The 23,657-nt window shown below is 70.3% G+C and carries 20 protein-coding genes; 13 read left to right on the forward strand and 7 right to left on the reverse strand.

What is annotated here, in order from left to right:
• Window positions 1-122: 122 nt before the first annotated feature.
• The 5 genes from OG734_RS09975 (at window position 123) to OG734_RS09995 (ending at window position 6,187) form a co-directional block, all read left to right on the forward strand.
• The gene (locus OG734_RS09975) at window positions 123-920 is read left to right on the forward strand and encodes a DUF4142 domain-containing protein (RefSeq protein WP_330287129.1); all 798 of its coding nucleotides are present in this window, start codon (window positions 123-125) and stop codon (window positions 918-920) included.
• Window positions 921-1,029: 109 nt separating this feature from the next.
• Complete coding sequence (locus OG734_RS09980; RefSeq protein ID WP_330287130.1) at window positions 1,030-2,385, forward strand: DUF692 domain-containing protein; 1,356 nt, start codon at window positions 1,030-1,032, stop codon at window positions 2,383-2,385.
• 319 nt (window positions 2,386-2,704) lie between these two features.
• Window positions 2,705-3,517, forward strand: a complete 813-nt coding sequence (locus OG734_RS09985; RefSeq protein ID WP_330287131.1) for a DUF4142 domain-containing protein — start codon at window positions 2,705-2,707, stop codon at window positions 3,515-3,517.
• Between the two features lie 94 nt (window positions 3,518-3,611).
• A complete protein-coding gene (locus tag OG734_RS09990) occupies window positions 3,612-4,400 on the forward strand; it encodes a TIGR04222 domain-containing membrane protein (RefSeq protein WP_330287132.1) in 789 nt (262 codons plus the stop codon).
• A 149-nt stretch (window positions 4,401-4,549) separates the two neighbouring features.
• Window positions 4,550-6,187: an alpha/beta hydrolase gene (locus OG734_RS09995; protein WP_330287133.1), complete on the forward strand. Its 1,638-nt coding sequence runs from the start codon at window positions 4,550-4,552 to the stop codon at window positions 6,185-6,187.
• 15 nt (window positions 6,188-6,202) lie between these two features.
• Here OG734_RS09995 and hemQ read toward each other — a convergent pair whose 3' ends face one another.
• Together hemQ and hemG are read right to left on the reverse strand one after the other, a co-directional pair.
• On the reverse strand, window positions 6,203-6,934 hold the full coding sequence (gene hemQ, locus OG734_RS10000; protein WP_330287134.1) for a hydrogen peroxide-dependent heme synthase: 732 nt from the start codon (window positions 6,932-6,934) through the stop codon (window positions 6,203-6,205).
• A 4-nt stretch (window positions 6,935-6,938) separates the two neighbouring features.
• Complete coding sequence (hemG, locus tag OG734_RS10005) at window positions 6,939-8,396, reverse strand: protoporphyrinogen oxidase (RefSeq protein WP_330287135.1); 1,458 nt, start codon at window positions 8,394-8,396, stop codon at window positions 6,939-6,941.
• Between the two features lie 207 nt (window positions 8,397-8,603).
• Here hemG and OG734_RS10010 point away from each other — a divergent pair, with 207 nt between their 5' ends.
• Both OG734_RS10010 and OG734_RS10015 read left to right on the forward strand, forming a co-directional pair.
• Window positions 8,604-9,593 carry a DUF4349 domain-containing protein gene (locus OG734_RS10010; protein ID WP_330287136.1) on the forward strand — a complete coding sequence of 330 codons (990 nt, stop codon included), beginning with the start codon at window positions 8,604-8,606 and terminating at the stop codon, window positions 9,591-9,593.
• A 57-nt stretch (window positions 9,594-9,650) separates the two neighbouring features.
• Window positions 9,651-11,066, forward strand: a complete 1,416-nt coding sequence (locus tag OG734_RS10015; protein WP_330287137.1) for an FAD-dependent oxidoreductase — start codon at window positions 9,651-9,653, stop codon at window positions 11,064-11,066.
• Between the two features lie 70 nt (window positions 11,067-11,136).
• Here the strand turns inward: OG734_RS10015 and OG734_RS10020 are convergent, their stop codons facing one another.
• Window positions 11,137-11,469, reverse strand: coding sequence for a hypothetical protein (locus OG734_RS10020; protein WP_319200062.1), 333 nt, complete (start codon window positions 11,467-11,469; stop codon window positions 11,137-11,139).
• Between the two features lie 124 nt (window positions 11,470-11,593).
• On the opposite strand from OG734_RS10020, the gene OG734_RS10025 reads away from it, so the two are divergent.
• Window positions 11,594-12,412 (forward strand): rhomboid family intramembrane serine protease, encoded by an 819-nt coding sequence (locus OG734_RS10025; RefSeq protein WP_330287138.1) that lies wholly within the window; start codon window positions 11,594-11,596, stop codon window positions 12,410-12,412.
• A gap of 18 nt (window positions 12,413-12,430) precedes the next feature.
• On the opposite strand, the gene hemE is transcribed toward OG734_RS10025, so the two are convergent.
• Window positions 12,431-13,525, reverse strand: a complete 1,095-nt coding sequence (gene hemE / locus OG734_RS10030; protein ID WP_330287139.1) for a uroporphyrinogen decarboxylase — start codon at window positions 13,523-13,525, stop codon at window positions 12,431-12,433.
• A gap of 171 nt (window positions 13,526-13,696) precedes the next feature.
• Between hemE and OG734_RS10035 the strand changes: the two genes are divergently transcribed.
• From OG734_RS10035 to OG734_RS10045, 3 genes are all read left to right on the forward strand, one after another.
• Window positions 13,697-14,320: a DUF3000 domain-containing protein gene (locus OG734_RS10035; RefSeq protein WP_330293621.1), complete on the forward strand. Its 624-nt coding sequence runs from the start codon at window positions 13,697-13,699 to the stop codon at window positions 14,318-14,320.
• Window positions 14,321-14,677: 357 nt separating this feature from the next.
• Window positions 14,678-15,337 (forward strand): helix-turn-helix transcriptional regulator, encoded by a 660-nt coding sequence (locus OG734_RS10040; RefSeq protein WP_235474254.1) that lies wholly within the window; start codon window positions 14,678-14,680, stop codon window positions 15,335-15,337.
• Window positions 15,338-15,565: 228 nt separating this feature from the next.
• Window positions 15,566-16,855 carry a ribonuclease D gene (locus tag OG734_RS10045; protein ID WP_330287140.1) on the forward strand — a complete coding sequence of 430 codons (1,290 nt, stop codon included), beginning with the start codon at window positions 15,566-15,568 and terminating at the stop codon, window positions 16,853-16,855.
• Between the two features lie 13 nt (window positions 16,856-16,868).
• Here OG734_RS10045 and OG734_RS10050 read toward each other — a convergent pair whose 3' ends face one another.
• Genes OG734_RS10050 through OG734_RS10060 form a run of 3 tightly spaced genes read right to left on the reverse strand, consistent with a single transcriptional unit; the run spans window position 16,869 to window position 19,983 of the window.
• Window positions 16,869-17,699 carry a carbohydrate ABC transporter permease gene (locus OG734_RS10050; protein ID WP_330287141.1) on the reverse strand — a complete coding sequence of 277 codons (831 nt, stop codon included), beginning with the start codon at window positions 17,697-17,699 and terminating at the stop codon, window positions 16,869-16,871.
• Complete coding sequence (locus tag OG734_RS10055) at window positions 17,696-18,649, reverse strand: carbohydrate ABC transporter permease (RefSeq protein ID WP_330287142.1); 954 nt, start codon at window positions 18,647-18,649, stop codon at window positions 17,696-17,698. Before OG734_RS10055 ends, OG734_RS10050 begins: the two co-directional genes overlap by 4 nt.
• Window positions 18,650-18,669: 20 nt before the next feature.
• Window positions 18,670-19,983, reverse strand: a complete 1,314-nt coding sequence (locus OG734_RS10060; protein WP_330287143.1) for an extracellular solute-binding protein — start codon at window positions 19,981-19,983, stop codon at window positions 18,670-18,672.
• 158 nt (window positions 19,984-20,141) lie between these two features.
• On the opposite strand from OG734_RS10060, the gene OG734_RS10065 reads away from it, so the two are divergent.
• Complete coding sequence (locus OG734_RS10065) at window positions 20,142-22,610, forward strand: glycoside hydrolase family 2 protein (protein WP_330287144.1); 2,469 nt, start codon at window positions 20,142-20,144, stop codon at window positions 22,608-22,610.
• A complete protein-coding gene (locus OG734_RS10070; RefSeq protein WP_330287145.1) occupies window positions 22,607-23,653 on the forward strand; it encodes a LacI family DNA-binding transcriptional regulator in 1,047 nt (348 codons plus the stop codon). The genes OG734_RS10065 and OG734_RS10070 overlap by 4 nt, the downstream gene beginning before the upstream one ends.
• Window positions 23,654-23,657: the final 4 nt, after the last annotated feature.

Consider the following 23,657-nt stretch of genomic DNA (forward strand, 5'->3'; position numbering starts at 1 on the left):
AACGCGGGCCAAGGCCCTGGCCCCGGCCCGCCCATCCGACCATCCCGATACGCCTCACGTATCTCCCTCACTGGCCAAGTGACAGTCCCCAACGACCAGTTGGTTTCCCCCGGGAGGCTTCTTTGCCCCGCATGAACGGCTCGATCCTCGTCGGCCTGGCAATCGCAGGCACGATCGGCGCGCTCGCATACCCCGTCATCTACTCGTACCCCCACCGCGACGACGCCGCGAAGGCGGCCGCGGTCACCGGAGAGACGGTGAACACCCAGTGGGGGCCGCTGACCGCCGTCGACCGCGACCTGATCGTGCGCGTGCGCCTGGCCGGGCTGTGGGAGCTGCCCGCGGGTCAGCAGGCGATGCAGCGGTCCAGCAGCGCCGCCGTCAAGGAAGCGGCGAACCACCTGATCGTGGGTCACAACGACCTCGACATGCGGGTGCGGACCATCTCCGCCCAGCTCAACGTCCCCCTGCCCAACCAGCCGAACGCACAGCAGCAGGGCTTCCTGAAGCAGATGACGGATGCCTCGGCCTCGGACTACGACAAGGTCTGGGCGAACCTCCTGCGGAACGCGCACGGCAAGATCTTCCCGGCCATCGCGACGGTACGGAACCAAACCCGCAACACGCTGGTGCGTCAGCTGGCCTCGGACGCCAACCAGACCGTGCTCGACCACATCACGATTCTGGAGAAGACCGGCCAGGTCGACTTCGAGGAAATCGCCGAGGCCGCCGCCGGGCCGAGCGCCAGTCCAACCGGTCCGCCGCCGCCCTCCGCCGGAGTGGTGCCGCCCAACGCACCCGCGGTGGAGCCGACCGGCAACACCCCGGGGAAGTCGAAGCCGTCACCGACGACACCGGGCGTGGTCAACACCAACCGGCCGGCGGCGAAGGACCCCAACAGCGTTGTTCCGACCCAGTAGGCGGTCGAAAGCTCAAATGTTGCTCTGAAGGTGTCCCTGGAGGGGTTCGGCTCCGGGGACACGGGCCATCACTCCGTGGACCGAGAAGGTCGGAGAAGGCGAGAACACGATGCAGCAGCAACAACAGCGACAGCAGCGACCGGGGCGACTGGGTACGGGCATCGGGTGGCGGCCGGAGATCGCGGACGCCGTGGAGGCCATGCCGGGCATCGACTGGGTCGAGGCCGTGGCCGAGAACCTCTGCCCGGGGCATCTCCCCGAGTCGCTGCTGCGGCTGCGCGAGCGCGGGGTGACCGTGGTCCCGCACGGTGTCTCCCTGGGCCTGGGCGGCGCGGACCGGCCCGCCGAGGACCGGCTCACCGCGCTCGCCGAGCGGGCCGAGGCGCTGGACTCGCCCCTGGTCACCGAGCACATCGCGTTCGTCCGGGCAGGCGGTCCACTGACCGCGTCGCCGCTGCTGGAGGCCGGACACCTGCTGCCGGTGCCCCGCACCCGGGACGCGCTCGACGTGCTGTGCGAGAACGTCCGCATCGCGCAGGCGTCGCTGCCGGTGCCGCTCGCCGTCGAGAACATCGCCGCGCTCATCGCCTGGCCGGGCGATGAGCTGACCGAGGGCCAGTTCCTGTACGAACTGGCGGACCGGACCGGCGTACGTCTCCTCGTCGATGTCGCCAACCTGCACACGAACCACGTCAACCGGGGCGAGGATCCGGCGAAGGCCCTCGCCGAGCTGCCCGTCGAGGCCATCGCGTACGTCCATGTCGCGGGCGGCTTCGAGCGGGACGGCGTCTGGCACGACAGCCACGCCCACCCGGTCCCGGACGCCGTTCTCCACATCCTCACGGACCTCGCCTCCCGGGTCACCCCGCCCGGCGTTCTGCTGGAAAGGGACGACAACTTCCCCGAGGCGGGCGAGCTGGAGCGGGAGTTGGGCGCGATCCGGGGTGCGTTGGCGCGGGCCGCGACTCCGGAGCCGGGCGAAGCGCCCACCATCGGCGACGCGGTCGACCCGCCCGACACCTCCGCGTCCGCGTCCGCCCGTCAGCGCGTCGCCCTCGCGCAGGCCGCGCTGCTCTCCGCGCTCGTCGCGGGGACGCCCGCGCCGGAGGGATTCGACCGGGCGCGGCTCGCGGTGCAGTCACGGGCGCTCGGGGCGAAGCGGGCCGAGGTCGTGGCGAAGGTCGCGCCGGAGCTGCCCGAGATCCTCGGGGCGGAATACCGGCCCGCCTTCCTCGCGTACGCGCACGGGCACCCCATGTCCGACGGCTACCGGCACGACGCGCTGGACTTCGCCGCGCATCTGCTGCTCGGCGGGCAACCCAAGTCCCCCGAGACCCCCGAGGACACAGAGCGCCTGCGGCGGCTGCGCGAGTGGTGGCTGGACCGCTCGGGCCCGGCCCCGCGCTCCCAGCACCCCACGGCCCGGCTGGCCCGGGCCACCCGCCGCGTGCTCCTGCGCCGCTGACGCGCCGGGGCACCGAGCGACGAACGTCACTCCCCCCGCGTACTCCGCCCCACCTGCCCCACCGGACGGGGCACCTCCGCCTCAACCCGCGCAAACTGTGCGGGGGTTAACAGTGCCACCCAATACAGCGCACTTCGCCGTCGCCTTTGTCGGCGTTTCGTGAGGTATGCACAGGGGTCGCGCTCCCTCATCCGGCGCCCGCCCCCTCCCCCGCGGTCACCTCCTCCCATACCGCAGTTGGCGTAGGACCCGCAGTACGATGCCAACTCCGTGCCCGAAGCGCATTAGCGTGCGGTGCCGCAACAGGAGGCAAGGCACCATGCGATCCATCCAACGTTCCGGTCTCGGCGGCACCGGGCTCATCGTCGCGGGGCTGGCGGCGACCCTCGTAGCACTGATTTTTCCTGTCTGGTCGTACACGGACCGTTCCGGAACCGGTGTGGACGTGCTCAACGCGCAGACCGTGTCGACACAGTTCGGTCCGTTGTCGGCGCTCGACCGCGAGTTCCTCACCAAGGTCCGGCTGGCCGGGCTGTGGGAACTGCCCGCCGGCCAGCAGGCCCAGGAACGCGGCACCACCGAGGCCGTACGGATCGCGGGCCGGCATCTGATCGCAGGGCACACGTTCCTCGACGAACGGGTCCGGGACGTCGCCTCGCGGCTCCGGTTCGAGCTGCCCAACCAGCCGAGTGAGCAGCAGCGCGAGTGGCTCAGCACGATGGACGCGGCCCAGGGCGAGGACTTCGACCGTGAGTTCGCCAACCTGCTGCGCATGGCGCACGGCAAGGTATTCTCCGTCGTCGCGCAGGTCCGTGCGAGCACCCGCAACTCCCTGGTCCGCACCCTCGCCGACGACGCGAACACGACCGTGCTCGACCACATCCAGGTCCTGGAGGCCACGGGGTACGTCGACTTCGACGCCCTCGCGAGCGACATGGCCGCCGCGAGCACCCCGCCGCTCACCAACTCCCCGGCCCCACCCGGCCCGACGCCCGCCCCCGCGTCGGCCGTGCCGGTGACGCCCTCGCCGGTCACGACCTATCCGCTGCCGCCGCCCGCGACCAGCCCGCCATCGGCCGCTGCGAAGCGCACCGAGCCCACCGAGCCCGCGGAGCCGTCCGAAGCAGCCTGATCCGGCCACCGCCCATACGGCACGTACCGGCCATACCTCGTCCATATCCTGAAAGCCCATGGCGTTCCTGGCACCCTTCGCATAGAACAACGGCATGTTCTGGTCCTTCCTCCTGCTGCTGGCCTGGATCGCCGCCGGTACGGCGTGCACCCGGCTGTGTCTGGCCGCCGTACACGCGGCTGCCGCCGATCCGGACGCGGGCCCCGGCGGACGCGGGCGCGACCTGACGCTGTACGAGGCCGCGTTCCTGTCCGGCGGACCGGCGCGGGTCGCCGATCTGACCCTGGTGTCGATGGCCCGCCAGCGACGTCTGCTGCTTGCCCACACCGGCTGGGCGACCGTCGTGGACCCCAGCGGGCGCGACGAGATGGAACGGTCGGTGATAGGCGCCATCGGGCCGGAGGGCCAGTCGCGCATCGCTCCGGTACGGACGGCCGCGGCCGGCACAGAGGCCGTACGGGGGCTCGCGGACCGGCTCGTCGCGGCGGGCCTGGCCGTACCCGAAGGCGCCCGGCGCGGGATCGCGTTCGCGGTCCGCCAGGTGCAGACCGCCGCGCTGGCAGTCCTCGCGCTGGGCGCGGTGGCGCTGCTGGTGCCGGGGCGCGGCACCGTGCCGCGCGACCTGGTCGCCCTCTGGTTCGCGCTCCCCCTCGTCCTCACCCTGAGCTGCCTCGCCATCGCCCGGATCGAGGTCCACCCCTACTCGCGCTGGGCGTCACCGGCCGGGCAACGCCTCCTCACCACCCTGACCCGGCGGACCCGGACCACCGGCCCCCACAGCGCCGGCGACGAACGGACGTACCTCACCTCCGTCGCCGTACTCGGCGTTCGCGCGGTCGACGAGCCCGACCTTCGCGCGGCCTTCGCGCACCGCGAGTCCTAGGTCCCGGTTGCCGACTTCCGCGCTGCCCCGGCGCCCCGGGAGTGTGCGGGGGCGCATAGGAGTGCTCGCGGCGACACCGGGCGGCCGGTGCTTGCCTTCTCCGGTCGCCGCCCGAAACATCCCTTCTGTTGCCACCGAAGGGATACGCGATGCGAGCTGCCGCCCTCTACTCGGCTGCCGGGTCCTTGCTGCTGACCACCCTGGCCGCCGCCCCGGCGGACAGCGCCCCGGGCCTGTCCGGCCTCCCAGGAGGCCCCGGCTCGGCCGAGTTCCGGGGTTCCGTGCTGGCCGCCGCGCGCGCCGAGGCGGCCGGTATCCGCTTCGGAAAGTGCGCGGCGGACGAGGAACTGCCGGACAGTCTGCGCTGTGGCACCGTCACCGTGCCGCTCGACTACGCGCACCCCGACGGCAAGCAGATCAAGCTCACCGTCAGCAAGGCCGAGGCGACCGGCAAGAACCCGCGCGACCCCGAGCACAAGGTGGAACGCCAGGGCGCCCTCGTCTACAACCCGGGCGGCCCCGGCGCCTCCGGCATGTTCTTCCCGATGATCGGCGTCATCCCGGAGTGGAAGCGCATCGCGGGGGCGTACGACCTGATCGGATACGCCCCGCGCGGCGTGGGCCGGTCGGCGCCGCTGTCCTGCAAGGACCCGAAGCACTTCTTCAAGGGACCCACGCAGGCCCCGGTGCACCCCTCGGAGTCGTACAAGATGGAGCGCGTCGCCGAGGCCAAGGCGTACGCGCGCGGGTGCGCCGAGCGCTCGGGCGACGCGCTGCGCCACTACCACTCCCTCAACAACGCCCGTGACCTGGACGTCCTGCGCGCCGCACTCGGCGAGGACCGGCTGACCTTCATGGGCGCCTCCTACGGCACCTACTTCGGGGCGCTGTACGCGACCCTGTTCCCCTCGCACGTACGGCGGATGGTGTTCGACTCGGCGGTGAACCCGGACCCGGGCGGGATCTGGTACCGCAACAACCTCGACCAGTCGGCCGCGTTCGAAAGCCGCTGGGCGGACTTCCGGGCGTGGGTCGCCCGGCACGACGACGTGTACGGGCTGGGCGCCACGCCGGAGGCGGTGCAGCGGAGCTACCAGAAGGCGGCGGCACGACTCGCCGCCGAGCCGGCCGGAGGGAAGGTGGGGCCCGGGCAGTTGCAGGGCGCGTTCCTGCAGGCCGGGTACTACGACGACTACTGGCCGCACCGCGCCCACGCCCTGTCCGCCTACCTCAAGGGTGATCCGAAGCCGCTGATCGACCAGGCGGCGCCGGTGACGGAGGCGGCCGTCGAGGCGGAGAACGGCAACGCGGTCTACACGGCCGTCGAGTGCAACGACGCGCCCTGGCCGACGAGTTGGCGGGTCTGGGACCAGGACAACACGCGGCTCGCGCGCACGGCGCCGTTCGAGACCTGGGACAACGTGTGGATGAACCTGCCGTGCGCCTACTGGCCGGCGCCCCGCCAGACACCCCTCGACGTGCGGACCGGGCCCGGCGACCTGCCGCCGGTGCTGATCCTCGCGGCCGAGCGGGACGCGGCGACGCCGTACGCGGGCGCGCTCGAACTGCGACGCCGGCTGCCCGGCTCGGCCCTGGTGACCGAGCGCGGCGCGGGCACGCACGGCATCGCCGGCGGCCCGAACCGGTGCGTCAACGGCCACCTGGACGCGTATCTGCTGGACGGCCGCCTGCCGGGACGGAGTGCGGAGTGCGCCCCGCATCCGGAGCCGCGGCCTGCGGCCGGGGCCGACCGATCCCGGAAGGAAAAGGCCGCCCAGGCCTCCTGAGGCAGGGGGTAACCGTCAGGCGAGACCGGCGACCAACTCGCCGATGTCCTTACGGCGCCCCGTGTAGAACGGGACCTCTTCGCGGACGTGCATGCGGGCCTCGGAGGCGCGCAGGTGGCGCATGAGGTCGACGATGCGGTACAGCTCGTCGGCCTCGAAGGCCAGCAGCCACTCGTAGTCGCCGAGGGAGAACGAGGCGACCGTGTTGGCGCGCACGTCCGGGAATCCGCGGGCCATCTTGCCGTGGTCGGCGAGCATCCGGCGGCGGTCCTCGTCGGGCAGCAGGTACCAGTCGTACGAGCGCACGAACGGGTAGACACTGATGTAGTTCCGGGGCGTCTCGTCGGCCAGGAACGCGGGGATGTGCGAGCGGTTGAACTCGGCGGGGCGGTGCAGCGCCATGTTCGACCACACCGGCTCAAGGGCGCGGCCCAGCTTCGTGCGGCGGAAGAGGTTGTACGCCTCCTGGAGCTGGTCGGCGGTTTCCGCGTGCCACCAGATCATCAGGTCGGCGTCGGCGCGCAGACCCGACACGTCGTACGTGCCGCGGACGGTGACGTCCTTAGCGGCGAGCTGGTCGAAGAGCTCCTGGACCTCGTCGGCGTAGCCCGTGCGGTCCTCGGGCAGGATGTCCTTCAGCTTGAAGACGGACCACAGGGTGTAGCGGATGACCTCGTTGAGGTCCTTGGCCAGCTTGCCCTTGTTCGGGATGCGGGCCGCGTCGGTGGTGGGGGCGTCGTCACTCATGTGCCTATTCTCCCGCTCCGTCGGTCGCGCTTCGCACCGGGTTGGCCTCAGGCCGCTGAAGCGGTTCCAGGGCGTCCACCGCCGCGTACGCACTCGCGATGCAGGCCGGGATGCCGACTCCGTCGTACGCTGCGCCGCACACGGCGAGGCCCGGGAGCTTGGCGATGTGCTCGCGGATACGGTCCACGCGCGCGTGGTGGCCGACGGGGTACTGGGGCAGGCCGTCGTCCCAGCGGGTGACGCGGGTCTCGACGGGGGCCGCCGTCAGTCCGGTCGCCTCCTTGAGGTCGTGGCGTGAGACCTCGACCAGGTCGGCGTCGGGGCGCTGGAGGATCTCCGTTTCGGCGTACCGCCCCACGGAGGTCCGCAGGACCAGCAGGTCCGGGTTCTCCTCGGCGATCCAGCCCCACTTCTGGGAGGCGAACGTCGACGCCTTGATGGTCCGTCCGTCGACGGGCGGCACCAGGAAGCCGCTGCCCTCGGGGAGGCTGACGTCGGCGCGGCGGTAGGCCAGGGTGATCAGGGCCATCGACGCGTACTCCACGCCCGCGAGTTCGGCCGCGGCGGCCGGTGCCTCGGCGCGCAGCAGTCCGGCGGCCACCGGGGTCGGAACGGCGACGACCACCCCGTCGGCGTCGAGCACCCGTTCCCCCGCGACGACCCGCCATGCCGTCGATGTGCCTGCCGCCCGGCGCAGCTCGGTCACGGGCGCCCCGGTGATGATCTCGCCGCCTCGCGCGCGCACCGACTCCGCGACGGCGAGCGGCAGTTGGCCAACGCCCCCCTGGATGCCCATGAAGACCGACCCGCCCTGCTGCGGAGCGGCTGCCATCCGCGCTTGGATGCCGCGCACCCCTTCTGTCAGGGACGCGTGTTTCTTGGCCACCTCGAAGAGCTGGGGTACGGCCGAGCGCATCGAGATGCGGTACGCGTCGCCCGCGTACACCCCGCCCAGCAGCGGCTCGACCAGCCGGTCGACGACCTCGCGGCCGAGGCGCGCGGCGACGAACTCCCCCACCGCCACATCGTCCCCGACCTCCGTGCGCGGCAGGTCGGCATCGAGCCCGATCCTGGCCAGCCCCTCGTCCGAGAGGACGCCTGCCAGCGCCGAGGCACTGCCGGGGACGCCCATGACGTGCCCCTTGGGAAAGGGGCGCAGGGCGCCCCGGGTCCAGATCGAGGCCGTCGAGGTGGCGGGCGGCTGAAGGCGGTCGTCGAGGCCGACCTCACGGGCCAGCGCGACGGCTTCGGGTCTGCGCGCGAGCATCGACTCGGCACCGAGGTCGACCCGCGCGCCCGCGATCTCGCCGGGCAGGAGCTTGCCGCCGAGGCGGTCGGACGCTTCCAGGACCGTGACTCTGGCGCCCCGGTCCAGCAGTCGGTGGGCGGCGGCCAGACCCGCGATCCCGCCCCCGATGACGATGACATGCCCGGCACCCGCACGGGCCTCCACTGCGCTCATGCCACCACCTTCTCAGACCCCTCTGACACTCCCGTCGGCGCACGTCCGCCCAAGGTGTCCGGCGCGAGTCCCGACCGTGACCTCATCGGGACCCTAACCGGCCAACGTCCGGGCCCCTTCGGGCGTCGAAGGAGCGTCAGTCGTGCAACACGACGGTCCAGGACAGTCCAAGACGGTCCAACGACAACCCTCGGGGGGATCCGCAAGATGAACACCCTGCGCACAAGCCGTACCCGACCCGTTCAGGTCCTGGCGGGCATCCTCCTCGCCGCGTCCCTCGCCCTCGCCGGCTGCGGCGCCGGCGCCGGCGCCGACGACTCCAGCGGCGACTCCGACTCCGCCGCAAAGGGTGGCGCCGGCGCTTACGCGGACGAGGCCAGGACCGACAGCAAGCCGGGGGGCGGCAAGGGCAGCGGCGCCCAGGCCAGTACGGCACCCCAGGCGGCCACCGGCCCGCACATCATCCGCACGGTATCCGTCTCCGTACAGGTCAAGGACGTACCCAAGGCCCTGGCCAAGGTTCGCACCACCGCGGAGAACGCGGGCGGTTTCGTCGGCAGCGAGACCACGACCCTGGACGAGGAGGAGGGCAACGAGAACACCGACGTCGTTCTGCGGGTGCCCGTCGGCGAGTACGAGCAGGTCCTCAAAGACCTGGAAGGCACCGGCAAGCTCCTGCACCGTGAGGCAAAGGCGCAGGACGTCACCGAGCAGGTCGTCGACGTGGAGAGCCGCCTCACCACCCAGCGCGCCAGTGTGAACCGCATCCGTGAGCTGATGGACAAGGCCACCAAACTCGCCGATGTGGTCACTCTGGAGGGCGAGTTGAGCCGCCGTCAGGCCGATCTGGAGTCGCTGCTCGCCCGCCAGGCCTCCCTGAAGGACCGCACCTCCCTGGCCACGATCAACGTCTCACTGTCCGAGAACCCGGCCGAGGAGTCCGCCGAGGACGACGACCCGGGCTTCCTGGACGCCCTCGCGGGCGGCTGGAGCGCGTTCGTGACGATGCTGCGCTGGATCGTCGTGGCCCTCGCCGCGGTACTGCCGTTCGCGGCGGTGGCGGCCCTGCTGGTGTTCGCCTGGCTGCGTCTCGCCCGCCGTCGGAACCCCGCCCCGGCTACGGCCACGGGACCGGCACCGACGACGACCCTGCCGACGACACCCCCGGCGCAGTCGAACGGCCCGGACCAGGACTGATCAGGGTTGACCGGGACTGGCCAGGATTGAAATGCCCGGTCCCCGTAGCGTGTTCGTATGAGCATGAGCGATGGCCGTACGAGCGACACGAAGCGTGGGACCGAGCGGCTGGTGGTGATCGGCGGCGACGCGGCGGGCATGTCCGCCGCGTCGCAGGCACGGCGGCTGAAGGGCCCCGGCGAACTGGAGATCGTGGCGTTCGAACGCGGCCACTTCACCTCCTACTCGGCGTGCGGCATCCCTTACTGGGTGAGCGGCGACGTCCCGGACCGGGACCAGCTGATCACCCGCTCGGCCGAGGAGCACCGGGACCGCGACATCGACCTGCGCATGCGTACGGAGGTCATGGAGATCGACGTCCCTGGCGGCCGGGTACGCGCCCGGGACCTCGAAACGGGCGCCGAGTCATGGACCTCGTACGACAAACTGGTGATCGCCACGGGCGCCCGTCCTGTCCGCCCCTCCCTGCCGGGCGTCGACGCCCCCGGGATCCACGGCGTACAGACCCTGGACGACGGCCAGGCGCTCCTGGACACCCTGGCCGCCACCAGGGGCCGCCGCGCGGTCGTGGTCGGCGCGGGCTACGTCGGCGTGGAGATGGCGGAGGCCCTCATCAAGCGCGGCTACGAGGTGACGGTCGTCAACCGCGGCAAGGAACCGATGCCCACGCTCGACCCGGACATGGGCCGCCTGGTGCACGAGGCGATGGAGGGCCTGGGGATCACCATGGTGAACGACGCCGAGGTCACCAAGCTGCTCACCGGCGACGACGGCCGGGTGCGCGCGGTCGCCACGGAGGACGCCGAGTACCCGGCGGACGTGGTCGTGCTCGGCATCGGCGTCCGTCCCGAGACGACGCTCGCACGAGCGGCGGGACTCCCCGTGGGTGCCCACGGCGGCGTCCTCACCGACCTGGCGATGCGGGTGCGCGGGCACGAGAACATCTGGGCGGGCGGCGACTGTGTGGAGGTCCTGGACCTGGTCTCCGGCCAGGAACGGCACATCGCTCTGGGCACGCACGCCAACAAGCACGGCCAGGTCATCGGCGCGAACGTCGGCGGCGGCTACGCCACCTTCCCCGGCGTCGTCGGCACCGCCGTGAGCAAGGTGTGCGACCTGGAGATCGCCCGCACCGGCCTGCGCGAGAAAGACGCACACCGGGCGGGCCTCCGCTTCGAATCGGTCACCATCGAGTCGACGAGCCGCGCGGGCTACTACCCCGGCGCAGCCCTGATGACGGTCAAAATGCTCGCCGAACACCACACAGGCCGCCTCCTGGGCGTCCAGATCGTCGGCCGCGAGGGCGCGGCGAAACGGGTGGACATCGCGGCAGTAGCCCTCACAGCAGGCATGACAGTCCAACAGATGACAGCCCTGGACCTGGGCTACGCCCCACCGTTCTCCCCCGTCTGGGACCCGGTACTGGTAGCGGCAAGGAAAGCAACCACAGCGGTACGCAAGGGCACTTCTTGACAGGGGAGCAGCTCACCCGCCCAGGGGCGCAGGGCGGCACCCGGCAACCAACCGCCGCACCCCTATGGCGCTACGCCGTCCCGTTGATCCGATCAATAGCCTGCCGAGCCTGCTCCCCCGGCGGCCGAGAAGGCAACGCGGACACAGACGCCGAGGCCGAAACCGACGGCGCCTGCTGAGCCTGTGCCGGCTTCGCGTGGGCGCCAAGTCCACTGGACCGCAACCGATGACTCACCGCCTCGTCGAGCGACACCGGCCGCTGCATCTGCGTGGCCAGCCGCCCCGCCTCCTGGCCGAGCCTGGCCACGTCCTCCCAGGGCAGGTGGACCACCAGCGCGAGTTCGGCCTCTCCGTTCGGCAGAGCCTGCACCGACTGCATCGGAGGAGTAACTCGGTCGTTCATCGCCTGTTCCTCACGTCGTCCCCGCGACGCGCCTTCGTCGTGTCGCGGACGTTGAGGACAGATACGGACACACGCACAGCCGCGTTCACCGATTCGCGGGACGCATCGGGGGCACTACTTCCTTGTGGTCATCCCCGTCCATGACGTGAACCCGGCAAGCCGGACCCCTTGGGTCACGTACGCGCTGATCGCCGCCAACGTCCTCGTGTTCCTCGCCATGCCCGGCACAGCGGGTTCGGTGACAGGCGAGAGCGGCCTTGCACAGTTGTGCCATCTCCAGGCCTTCCTGGACCAGTACGCCGCCGTGCCCCAGGAGCTGATCCACCACCAGCTGCCACGCCTGGTGCCGACGGGCGACGTCGGGATCGGCAGAGAAGGGCCGGGCTGTGTGATCGGCCCGCCGGGCTACGACAAGTCGCCCGCGCTCTCCGTGTTCACGGCGATGTTCCTGCACGGCGGCTGGCTGCACCTGCTGGGCAACATGCTGTTCCTGCTGATCTTCGGCAACAACATCGAGGACCGCCTCGGACATGTGCGGTACGCGCTCTTCTACGTCATCTGCGGCTACGCGGCGTCGTACGGTTTCGCGCTGCTCAACGCGGACTCGGGCGACCCCCTGATCGGCGCCTCCGGGGCGATCGCCGGTGTCCTGGGCGCCTATCTGGTGCTGTTCCCGAAGGCCAGGGTCTGGGTCCTGGTGCCCTTCCTGGTCTTCCTGCCGCTGCGGCTGCCGGCCTGGCTGGTGCTGGGCTTCTGGTTCGTCCTGCAGGCGGTGTACTCGTCCGGCGAGGGCATCTCCGAGGCCGGCACCGTGGCGTACGCCGCCCATGTCGTCGGCTTTCTCGCGGGCATGCTGCTCGCCTGGCCGCTCAGGGCCGGGACCCCGTCGCCGCCCGAGCCGGGCCGCCTGCTGTGGGGCAGGCAGGCACGGCATACGTGGTGACGGGCGCCGGCCCGCGGCTCAGCGGGCGGTGTTCGTGTGGACGTACTCCACGAGGCGGGTCAGGGCGTCCGGGGGCGTGTTCGGCATGACGCCGTGGCCGAGGTTGAAGATGTGGCCCTCAAGGCCCTTCGCGGAGTCGAGGACCTCGCGGGTCTTCGCCTCGACGGCCTCCGTGGAGGCGAACAGGACCGTCGGGTCGAGGTTGCCCTGGAGTGCCTTGCCGGGGCCGACCCGACGGGCCGCCTCGTCGAGCGGGACGCGCCAGTCGACGCCCATGACATCCACGCCGGCCTCGCTCATGGGGGCGAGCAGTTCGCCGGTGCCGACGCCGAAGTGGATGCGCGGCACGCCGTACCCCTCGACGGCCTTGAAGACCTTCTCGGAGGCCGGGAGCACCGAGCGGCGGTAGTCGTCCGGGGCGAGGGCTCCTGCCCAGGAGTCGAACAGCTGGACGGCGCTGGCACCCGCCTCGATCTGGACCTTGAGGAAGGTTGCCGTGATGTCGGCGAGACGGTCGAGGAGGTCGGCCCACAGCTGCGGGTCGCCGTACATGATCGCCTTGGCGTTCTCGTACGTCCTGGACGGGCCGCCCTCGACGAGGTAGCTCGCGAGGGTGAAGGGCGCTCCGGCGAAGCCGATGAGCGGGGTGGCACCCAGTTCGCGGGTGAGCAGGCCGATGGCCTCGGTGACGTACGGGACGTCCTCGGGGGTGAGGTCGCGGAGCTGGGCGAGGTCCGCGCGGGTGCGGATCGGCTTCTCGACGACCGGGCCGACGCCGGGCTTGATGTCGAGGTCGACACCGATGGCCTTGAGCGGGACGACGATGTCGCTGAAGTAGATCGCCGCGTCCACGTTGTGCCGGCGCACCGGCTGGAGCGTGATCTCGGTGACCAGCTCGGGCCGGGTGCAGGACTCCAGCATGGGGATGCCCTCGCGGACCTTGCGGTACTCGGGCAGGGAACGCCCGGCCTGCCGCATGAACCACACGGGCGTGTGCGGCACCGGCTCGCGTCTGCACGCCTTCAGGAAGGCGGAATCCTGCACGGCGTCGTTCTTCACGGCGGCGGACGTCGCTGTCGGCTGCTGGCCCGCGGGGCTCTGGTTCGCGCTCACGACCCAAAGTCTCGCACGCCCCACCGACAGTCCCGCGAACAGCCCTGCTGACGGCTCTTACCGGACTGTGGTCCGTCCCACGGGTGTCCCTCCCCGCGCGGAGGCTCCGTTCCCCTTAATCTTCCCCGCATGGCTGCGGCTCAGGGACGACTGTCGGACGGCGCTGGCGGAATGGACGACGCGAAGGAGGGGGACCGGGATGCGGAAACGGCTCCGTTGCCCTTCCGGGCTGCTGTCGAGGCGTTGCGGTCCGCGCGGCTGAGGCCGCAGATCGAGATCGAGCCGACGCGGGCGCCCCAGCGCCTGGCGCCGTTCGCGTACGCCCTGGAGGCGGCGGTCGTCGACGGCGAGGAGGACCTGGCCGACGGCCGGCTCGTCCTGCTGCACGACCCGGCCGGGCACGACGCCTGGCAGGGCTCCTTCCGGCTGGTGACGTTGGTGCGCGCCGAGCTGGAGCCGGAGATGGCCGCGGACCCGCTGCTGCCGGACGTGTGCTGGTCCTGGCTGACGGGGGCACTCCAGGCGCGCGGCCTGTCGTACGGCGAGGCCAGCGGCACGGTCACGCGCGCGAGTTCGCACTACTTCGGCGGCATGTCGGAGCGGCCGGCCGCCTCCCAGATCGAGATCCGCGCCTCCTGGACACCCCGCGAGAGCCTCGGCGGCGTCCCGGACACCGCGTCCCACCTCGCCTCCTGGTGCGACCTGCTCGCCCAGATCGCGGGCCTGCCGCCGGCCGGCCCCGGGGACGCGTCGGTGGTGTCGCTGCCGCAGCGGCGGGGGCCCCAGACCCGCTGACCCACCCGGCAACTCCGCTCAACCCACTGAACGGCCTTGCGGTCCCTGCACGGGGACCGCAAGGCCGTTCCTTTGCGCCCCCCCTCCATGCGTCCTCCTTCTCCCGGTATCGGCACGCCGTCTTTAGTAGCTCTTTGTCGATACGGCCACTTTCGGCCGCGTATCGACGTAGAGCGAAACCGTTCGATCTTCGGATGATCGATCGCGTGTCCGAATTGCACAGATTGTTACTCACCAGATCGTGATCTTTCTCTAAAGGAGCACAGGTTTGATGCCGAAGACCTCTGTGACCTTGAAAGCACGGTCGATCCGGATTCACCCCCAGAGCCGGATCCGTCCCGCACTCCAGGAGGCCTGGTGTCCGTTCTTCTTGAGCAGCCCGCAAGCCTGGTCGCCTACCGCCCGAACAAGCCGACCGCCATGGTGGTCGTGGCCGACCCCCGCGTCCGCTCCACCGTCACCCGCCATCTGTGGGCGCTCGGTGTGCGCGATGTGATCGAGGCCTCGTCCATCGCGGAGGCTCGTCCCCGCATCGGCAACCCCCGCGACATCTGCGTCGCCGACGTCCACCTGCCCGACGGCAGCGGGCTCACCCTGCTGTCCGAGACCCGTGCCGCGGGCTGGCCCAACGGCCTGGCCCTGTCCGCCGCCGACGACATCGGAGCCGTACGCAACGCCCTCGCGGGCGGTGTGAAGGGTTACGTCGTCACCGGCACCCGCAACAACGTCGGGCTTCCCAGCCGACCTGGCGCCGCGCCCATCGGCGCCGGCGCCCGTATGCACCGCCGCCCCCCGGGTGCCCCGAGCCACCCGGGCGGCTACCGCGAACTGTCCGGCCGCGAGGTCGAGGTCCTGCGACTGGTCGCCGAGGGCCAGTCGAACAAGGCGATCGGCGTCTCGATGGGCCTGTCCGCGCTGACCGTCAAGAGCCACCTCGCCCGTATCGCCCGCAAGCTCGGCACGGGCGACCGCGCCGGGATGGTGGCGGTCGCCCTGCGGACCGGAATCATCCACTGACCTGACACCGGCGTTGATCCCGATCACTGATTCCCGATCACGATCCTGATCACTGACGAACGACCATCGGCGACCGGCTCCTGACGACCGCTTCGCCACCATTCCTGACCGAGATGACCGACAGAATTCACTGACACGTGTGACACGTGACCGGTTTACGACCCCAAGGCGCCCGTCGACGGAACGTTCCGTCGGCGGGCGCCGTCCATACACAGATACCCTTGACAGGTGACCGAAGCCCAAGAGACCGCAGCAGACAGCTCACTGCGAACCACCGGAGGCGCCCCTCCGGACGACAACGGATCTTCTGAGGCTCAGGCGCCGATCCCTCTCCTCGAACCCCGTGACGGAATTCCGCCCGTCGTCACCGACGAGAACTCGCTCGCCGAGGTGATCGCCGCGTTCGCCGCCGGCAGCGGCCCCGTCGCCGTCGACGCCGAACGCGCGTCGGGTTATCGCTACGGACAGCGTGCCTATCTGGTGCAGCTGCGCCGCGAGGGCGCCGGCACCGCGCTCATCGACCCCGTTGCCTGCCCCGATCTGTCGGGCCTCGGCGAGGCGCTCGACGGCGTGGAATGGGTACTGCACGCCGCCACGCAGGACCTGCCCTGTCTCCGCGAGATAGGTATGATCCCCGCCCACCTGTTCGACACCGAACTCGCCGGACGGCTGGCCGGGTTCCCCCGGGTCGGCCTGGGCGCGATGGTCGAGGGCGTCCTGGGCTTCGTACTCGAGAAGGGCCACTCCGCGGTCGACTGGTCGACCCGGCCCCTGCCGGAGCCCTGGCTGCGGTACGCGGCGCTTGACGTCGAACTCCTGGTCGACCTGAGGGACGCGCTGGAGAAGGAGCTGGACCGGCAGGGCAAGCTGGAGTGGGCCCGCGAGGAGTTCGCCGCGATCGCGTCGGCGCCGCCGCCGGAGCCCCGCAAGGACCCCTGGCGTCGGACGTCCGGCATGCACAAGGTGCGTCGACGTCGACAGCTCGCCGTCGTACGGGAACTGTGGGAGACCCGGGACCGGATCGCGCAGCGCCGGGACGTCTCGCCGGGCAAGGTGCTGTCCGACGCGGCCATCGTCGAGGCCGCGCTCGCCGTGCCGGCCAACGTCCAGGCGCTGGCCGCGCTGACCGGGTTCGGGCATCGGATGGGGCGGCGGCAGCTGGAGCAGTGGCAGGCGGCGGTGGATCACGTGAAGACACTCACCGACGCGCAGTTGCCCCAGCCGGGGCAGCCTGTGGTCGGGCCGCCGCCGCCGCGGGCCTGGGCGGACAAGGATCCGGTGGCCGCGGCGCGGTTGTCGGCTGCGCGGGCCGGGGTTTCCGCCCTGGCCGAGCAGCTGAACATGCCTCAGGAGAATCTGATCACCCCGGACACGGTGAGAAGGGTTTGCTGGGAGCCGCCCACTCCTGTCGACTCCGAGTCCGTGGCTGCGGCGCTTGCGGGGTACGGGGCGAGGGGCTGGCAGGTGGAGCAGGTGACGCCGGTTTTGGTGGAGGCGCTTTCCGCCGAGGTGCCGTAGGGAGACAAGCCCCTCACCTCGTCGCTCCCTTCATGAAGCCGTTGTAGATGAAGCGCTGTAGGGACAGGAAAGCGATCAGTGTCGGCAGGATGACCAGGACCGCGCCTGCCGAGATCGTCTCCCAGTGGGCCGCGAAGGGGCCCTTGAAGCGGAAAAGGGACGTCGAAATCACGCCAAGATCTTCGGAGGGCATGTAGAGGAAGGGGATGTAGAAGTCGTTGTAGACGGTGATCCCCTTCACTATCACCACCGTCGCGATCGCCGGTTTGAGCAACGGGAAGATGATCTTCCGGTAGATCGTGAAGGCGTTGGCTCCGTCGAGGCGTGCCGACTCGTCCAGGGAGATCGGGATCGACCGGACGAACTGCAGGAAGATGTAGATCGACACGATGTCCGTGCCCATGTAGAGCGCGATGGGCGCCCAGAGGGTGTCGAACATGCCGAAGCTGTTGACGATCTGGAACGTCGCCACCTGCGTCGTGACGCCGGGGACCAGGGTCGCCACCAGGAACAGGGCGATCACCAGCTTCCGGAAGCGGAAGGTGAAGCGGTCGATCGCGTACGCCGTCATCGAGCCGATGAGGACGGTTCCCGCGACGGCGAACAGCAGGATGAAGGCCGTGTTGGCGAACGCGGCCAGCATCTCGCCGTCCTGGAACGCGGTCACGTAGTTGTGGAAGTTCAGGAGGTCGCCCGGCAGCGAGAGCGCCCCGCTGTCGTCCGCCATCTCCTGCTCGGTCTTGAGCGAGGTCAGGACGATCACGCCCAGCGGCAGCAGGACGATCACCGCCGCGAGGACCAGGGACAGGTACACGAACGTACGGGCAACCGCTCGGCGCGTCATACGAGGTCCACCCTGTCGTCCGGAACGAGCCGCCGCTGCACCCAGGTCGCGGCCAGCACGATCAGCAGCAGTACGACGGCCGCCGCCGAGGCGAGCCCCGTCTTGTTGAACTGGAACGCCAGCTTCACCGTCTGGATCACGAACGTCTCGGTGCCGGTCGCCCCGCCGGTCATGATGTACGGGATCTCGAAGACCGACAGGGATCCCGAGATCGACAGGATCACGGTCAGGCTCAGCACCGGTTTGATGCCCGGCGCGATGATGTACCGGAACTGGTGCCAGCGGTTCGCCCCGTCGAGTTCCGCGGCCTCGTACAACTCCCGCGGAATGGACTGGATCGCGCCCAGGAACAGAACGAAGTTCAGGCCCATGTAGCGCCACACCGAGACGCCGGCGAGCGAGATGTTCGCCGACTCCGGTGTGCCCAGCCAGGCATGGTCCGTGTGGACGCCGAAGAGGCTGAGCACCGAGTCGAGGGTGCCGCCGTCCTGGAAGAAGTAGAGGAACACGAAGCCGATCGCGACCCCGTTGATCAGGTACGGGAAGAACAGCACGCCCTTGAAGAAGCTCCGGAAACGGACATTGAAGCTGAGGATCGTCGCGAAGTAGAGCGCGGCGACGATCTGGAGCGCGGAGGCGGCCAGGTAGTAGCCACTGACGAAGAACACCTCGAACAGCTCGGGGCGCGTGAGGAGTTCGGTGTAGTTCTCGGTGCCCGTGTAGTGCAGTTCGGGGCTGACGCCGTCCCAGTCGGTGAAGCTGTAGGCGACCATGTTGACGATCGGCGCGTAGGTGAAGGTCAGCAGCAGCGCGAGCGGGGCGATCAGGAACAGCCAGGGGGTCACGCCCCGCCACAGGCGTGCCCTGGGCGGGGGTGGAGGCGGTCCGGGGGTGCCGGTGGGGGGCGCGGGCGGCGGTTCCTTTCGTCGCGCCGCCCTTCGTCCCGTCATGCCTGCCTCGGTCGTGTCCGTCACTGCGTCCCCACGGACTGCTGGGCGTCGGTCCAGCGCTTGCCGAGGTCCCCGAGGAAGTCGTCGAGGCTGCCCTTGCGGGCGCCGCGGGCCAGGTCGACGAGATCCTGACGGTAGTCGGGGGCGTAGAGGCCGACCTCCGACTCGGTGTCGATGAGCTTGAGCTGGGCGCCCGCCTTGTCGTCGACCTCGATGAACTTCACTCCGGCGTCCTCGTACGGCTGGAGCACGGTGGGCAGCGGAGCGTCCTTGAGCGGAGAGATGGCCAGGTTGTCCTCCCCGTAACCGGACTTGTCGGTGAACCAGTCGATCCAGGCGCGGGCCGCCTCCTTGTGCTTGCTGTGGACGTTGACCGCCTGGTTGTAGTCGGGACCGATCACCGCGCAGAACTTGCCGTCCACCTGGGCCGGGAACGGCATGAACCCGATGTCGGCGGGGTCGGTGCCGGCCTTCTTGGCCGCGTCCTGGAACTGGATGATCGCCCAGGTGCCGAGCCACTGCGTGGCGATCTGACCCTTCGCCATACGGGGTTTGGACGCCTCCCAGTTGGTGGTCGTCGGGTCCTTCTCTGCGAGCCCGTCGTGCACGATGTCGTAGAGCAGGGTGTCGCCGACGCGCAGGTCGGCGCCCTTGGCCCAGGGGTCGCTCTCGACCAGTTTCGTCGTCGCCCCGGTGTCGCAGCCGACCGAGCCGTTGACGGACGTCCATGACGTGAGCGGCCACTGGGCGGCGAAGTTGGTGTAGTACGGGTCCGCGTCCGTCTTCGACTTGATCGCCTTCAGGGCGGTGATGAACTCGGCGGGTGTGGTGGGCCAGTCGGTGATCCCGGCCTCCCGCCAGACCTTTTTGTTGTAGAGGAACCCGGGGGACACCCCGATCGGGCTCTGGCCGTAGACCTTGCCCCCGACGGTGGTGTAGTCGGTGAAGCGATACTTCTTGGCGCGCTCCGCCTGGGTGCCCAGCGAGGCGAAGAACTTCGGGTAGTCGCTCTTCTTGATCACCGCGGGGATCAGCAGGACATCGCCGTAGTTCTCCGTGTTCATACGGATCTTGACTTCGGCCTCGTAGTTGGTGAGCGCCTCGAACTCGACCTTCACCTTCGGATACGTCTTCCGGAAGTCGTCGGCGTACTTCTTCATCGTGCCGTCCTGCACGAGATCGGTCCGCACGGTGAGGACCTTGATGGTTCCACTCACTTTTGACGGGTCGTCAACAGCCTTGGCATCGGCGCCCTTTGAGGTTCCTCCGGTTCCTGTGCACGCGGAAAGCAGCAGGCCGGCGGTGAGGAGTGCGGGAATCGTTCGGCGGTTCATGTGCATCAGCTCCGTTCGGGACGGACGAGCACTACAGGGATGGCTGATTCGGCACTCTGACACCACTTACTGAACCGGTAAAGTCCCTATTTCGCCAAGGGTGCCGCCATGTTTTCCGCGCTTGACCCCTGCGGGAATGGAACGGTTTAGGAGTGCGCATGCTGGAGGCCACACCACTCACCGAGGGCTGGACCGTGCGGTACGAGGGAGGCGAGGGGGGCGAACTGCCTGCCACCGTCCCCGGGTGCGTGCACACCGACCTGCTGGCGGCCGGAGTGATCCCGGACCCCTTCATCGGCCGGAACGAGACCGAGGTCGCGTGGGTGGGGCGCCGGGAGTGGACCTACGAGACACAGCTCGCGGCCCCTTCGGTCCATGGCCGGCACGAGGTTCATGAGCAGACCGATCTCGTCTTCGACGGGCTCGACACCGCCGCCGAGATCCGGCTCGACGGTCAACTCCTCGGCCGGGTACGGAACATGCACCGCTCGTACCGCTTCGATGTGACCGGTATGACTGGGCGGCTGTCCGTGCGGTTCGCTTCCGCGTACGCCGAGGCCGAGGCCGTTCGGGAGCGGCTGGGCGAGCGGCCCGGCGCCTATGCCGAGCCCTATCAGTACATCCGGAAGATGGCCTGCTCCTTCGGCTGGGACTGGGGTCCGACCCTCGTCACCGCCGGGATCTGGCGGCCGGCGCGCCTGGAGCACTGGTCGACGGCCCGGATCGCCCGGGTGCGCCCCGAGGTGACGGTGGACGAACACGGGCTGGGACACGTCGAGTTGGCGGTCGACGTCGAGCGCACCAGAGTCGAGGCCGGGCTCACCCTGGAGGCGCGGGTGAGTGGTCGCGGCCTTTCCGGTGGCGGTGAGGTCCTGGCGCGGGGCGAGATCGACGGGACCAGCGGTGTCGTACGGCTCGAAGTGCCCGACGCGGAGCTGTGGTGGCCGCGTGGATACGGGCAACAGGCTTTGTACGACGTTGAGTTGACGCTCCGTCATGCAGACGTCCTGCTGGACGGCTGGCGGCGGCGGGTCGGATTCCGGACCGTCGGGCTCGACACCTCCTCCGACGCCCACGGGACCGGGTTCACCCTGGTCGTCAACGGGGAGCGGCTGTTCGCGCGGGGCGTCAACTGGATCCCGGACGACGTGTTTCCGTCCCGGATCACCCGGGAGCGGTACCGGGAGCGGCTCACGCAGGCGGCCGGCGCCGGTGTGGATCTCGTCCGGGTGTGGGGCGGCGGGATCTACGAGAGCGAGGACTTCTACGACGCCTGCGACGAGTTGGGGCTCCTTGTCTGGCAGGACTTCCCCTTCGCGTGCGCCGCCTACCCCGAGGAGCAGCCGCTGCGGGGTGAGGTGGAGGCGGAGGCCCGGGAGAACGTCGTACGGCTGATGCCGCATCCCTCGCTCGTGCTGTGGAACGGGAACAACGAGAACCTGTGGGGCTTCAGGGACTGGGCATGGGAGCAGCGCCTCGCCGGGGAGTCGTGGGGCGAGGGCTATTACCTGGGCGTACTGCCGCGTGTGGTGGCCGAGTTGGATCCCACACGGCCGTACACGGCGGGCAGTCCCTGGTCCGGGTCCTGGGAGCGGCATCCGAACGATCCGGCGCACGGTACGCACCACTCGTGGGAGGTGTGGAACCGGGAGGACTACGCCGACTATCGGCTCGAAGTCCCGCGTTTCGTGGCCGAGTTCGGGTGGCAGGCACCGGCCGCGTACGCCACTATGCGGCGCGCGCTGCCGGGTGAGCGGCTCGCCGCCGACTCCTCCGGCATGCTGCACCACCAGAAGGCGGAGGACGGGAACGGGAAGCTGGAGCGCGGGCTCGCCCGGCATTTCCCCTTGCCGGAAGGGGACTTCGACCGCTGGCACTACCTCACCCAGGTCAACCAGGCCCGGGCCGTCGCCACCGGGATCGAGCACTGGCGTGCGCACTGGCCGGTGTGTGCGGGGACGATCGTGTGGCAGCTCAACGACTGCTGGCCGGTGACGTCCTGGGCGGCGATCGACGGGGACGGGCGCGAGAAGCCGCTCTACCACGAGCTGCGGCGGCTGTACGCGGACCGACTGCTCAGCCTTCAAGTGCGGGGTGAGGACGTGGTGTTGGCCGTCGTCAATCAGACGGCGGAGCGGTGGGCGGGGACGGTGGAGCTGCGGCGGGTGTCCGTGGACGGGGGCGTTGCCGGCGAGTCGGTGCGGGTCCCGTTCGTGGCGGAGCGACGGGCGGTTGCCGAGGTGCGGGTGCCGGGGGACGTCGTGCCGGTGGGGGCGAAGGAGTTCCTGGTCGCGGACGTCGAGGGGGCAGAGGGGGCAGAGAGAGCAGAGGGAGCCGACGGGGTGGGGCTGCGGGCGCTGTACTTTCCCGTTCGGGACAGTGAAATCCCTTACCCCCGCCCGGAGTTCGACGTGAGTGTCGGTCCGGGGGCGGTTACCGTCACGGCTCGCACCCTCGTACGGGATCTGCTGTTGCAGGCCGACCGGCTGGACCCGGGAGCGCGGGCCGATCGTGGGCTGGTGACCCTGTTGCCCGGGGAACAGGTGACCATCGGGGTGCGCGGCTGGGAGACTCCGGATGCCGAGACCGCCCGATCGGCCCTGTACTGCGTGGAGCCCGCCAGATGACGGCATTGCCGACCCCCCGCGTCACCATCAAGGACGTCGCCGCGCGCGCCGGCGTGTCCAAGGGGGCGGTGTCCCTCGCCTTCAACCACAAGCCGGGGCTCGCCGAGGCGACCCGGGACCGGATCTTCGCCGCCGCCCGTGAGCTGGGCTGGGAGCCGAACCTCACCGCGCGGTCGCTGGCCGGGTCCCGGGTGGACGTGGTGGGGCTGGCGATCTGCCGGCCGGCCCGGCTGCTCGGGCTCGAACCGTTCTACATGGACTTCATCTCGGGCGTGGAGAGCGTCCTGACCGAGCATGCGTGTTCGCTGCTGCTCAGGCTCGTACGGACCCTGGAGGAGGAGGTCGGGCTCCAGGAGTCCTGGTGGAAGGGGCGGCTCATCGGCGGGGCGATCCTGGTGGACCTCCGCGCCGACGATCCCAGGGTCCCGGCCGTCGAGCGGCTCGGGATGCCCGCGGTCGCGGTCGGGCATCCGTCGTTCACCGGCGGCCTCACCTCCGTGTGGACCGACGACGCCACGGCCGTGACGGAGGCGGTGCGGTATCTCGCGGCGCTCGGGCATCGGCGGATCGCCCGGGTGGGGGGGCCGGCGACACTCGGGCATTCGAACATGCGTACGGCAGCATTCGATGAGGCGGCGTGGGGTCTGGAACTGGCCGGAGCGTCGCAGGTGGCGACCGACTACTCCGGCGACGCGGGGGCCCGGGCCACCCGGGCGCTGCTGTCCTCCGCGGCGGCGGACCGGCCCACGGCGATCCTGTACGACAACGACATCATGGCCGTGGCGAGCCTGTCCGTGGCCGCGGAGATGGGGCTGAGCGTGCCGGGTGACGTGTCGTTGCTGGCTTGGGACGATTCGCAGCTGTGCCGGTTGACGCGGCCCACGCTGTCGGCGATGAGTCATGACGTGCACGGGTTCGGGGCGGACGTTGCCCGGACGCTGTTCGGGGTGATCGCCGGGGGTGGGGATGGACCTCATCGGTCCCATCCGGTGGCCACGCCTGTACTTACTCCTCGGGGGTCCACCGCTCCACCCAGGGGGTAGAGGC

Origin of the sequence: Streptomyces sp. NBC_00576 (genome assembly GCF_036345175.1) — a bacterium.
In the GTDB taxonomy this organism is placed as follows: domain Bacteria; phylum Actinomycetota; class Actinomycetes; order Streptomycetales; family Streptomycetaceae; genus Streptomyces.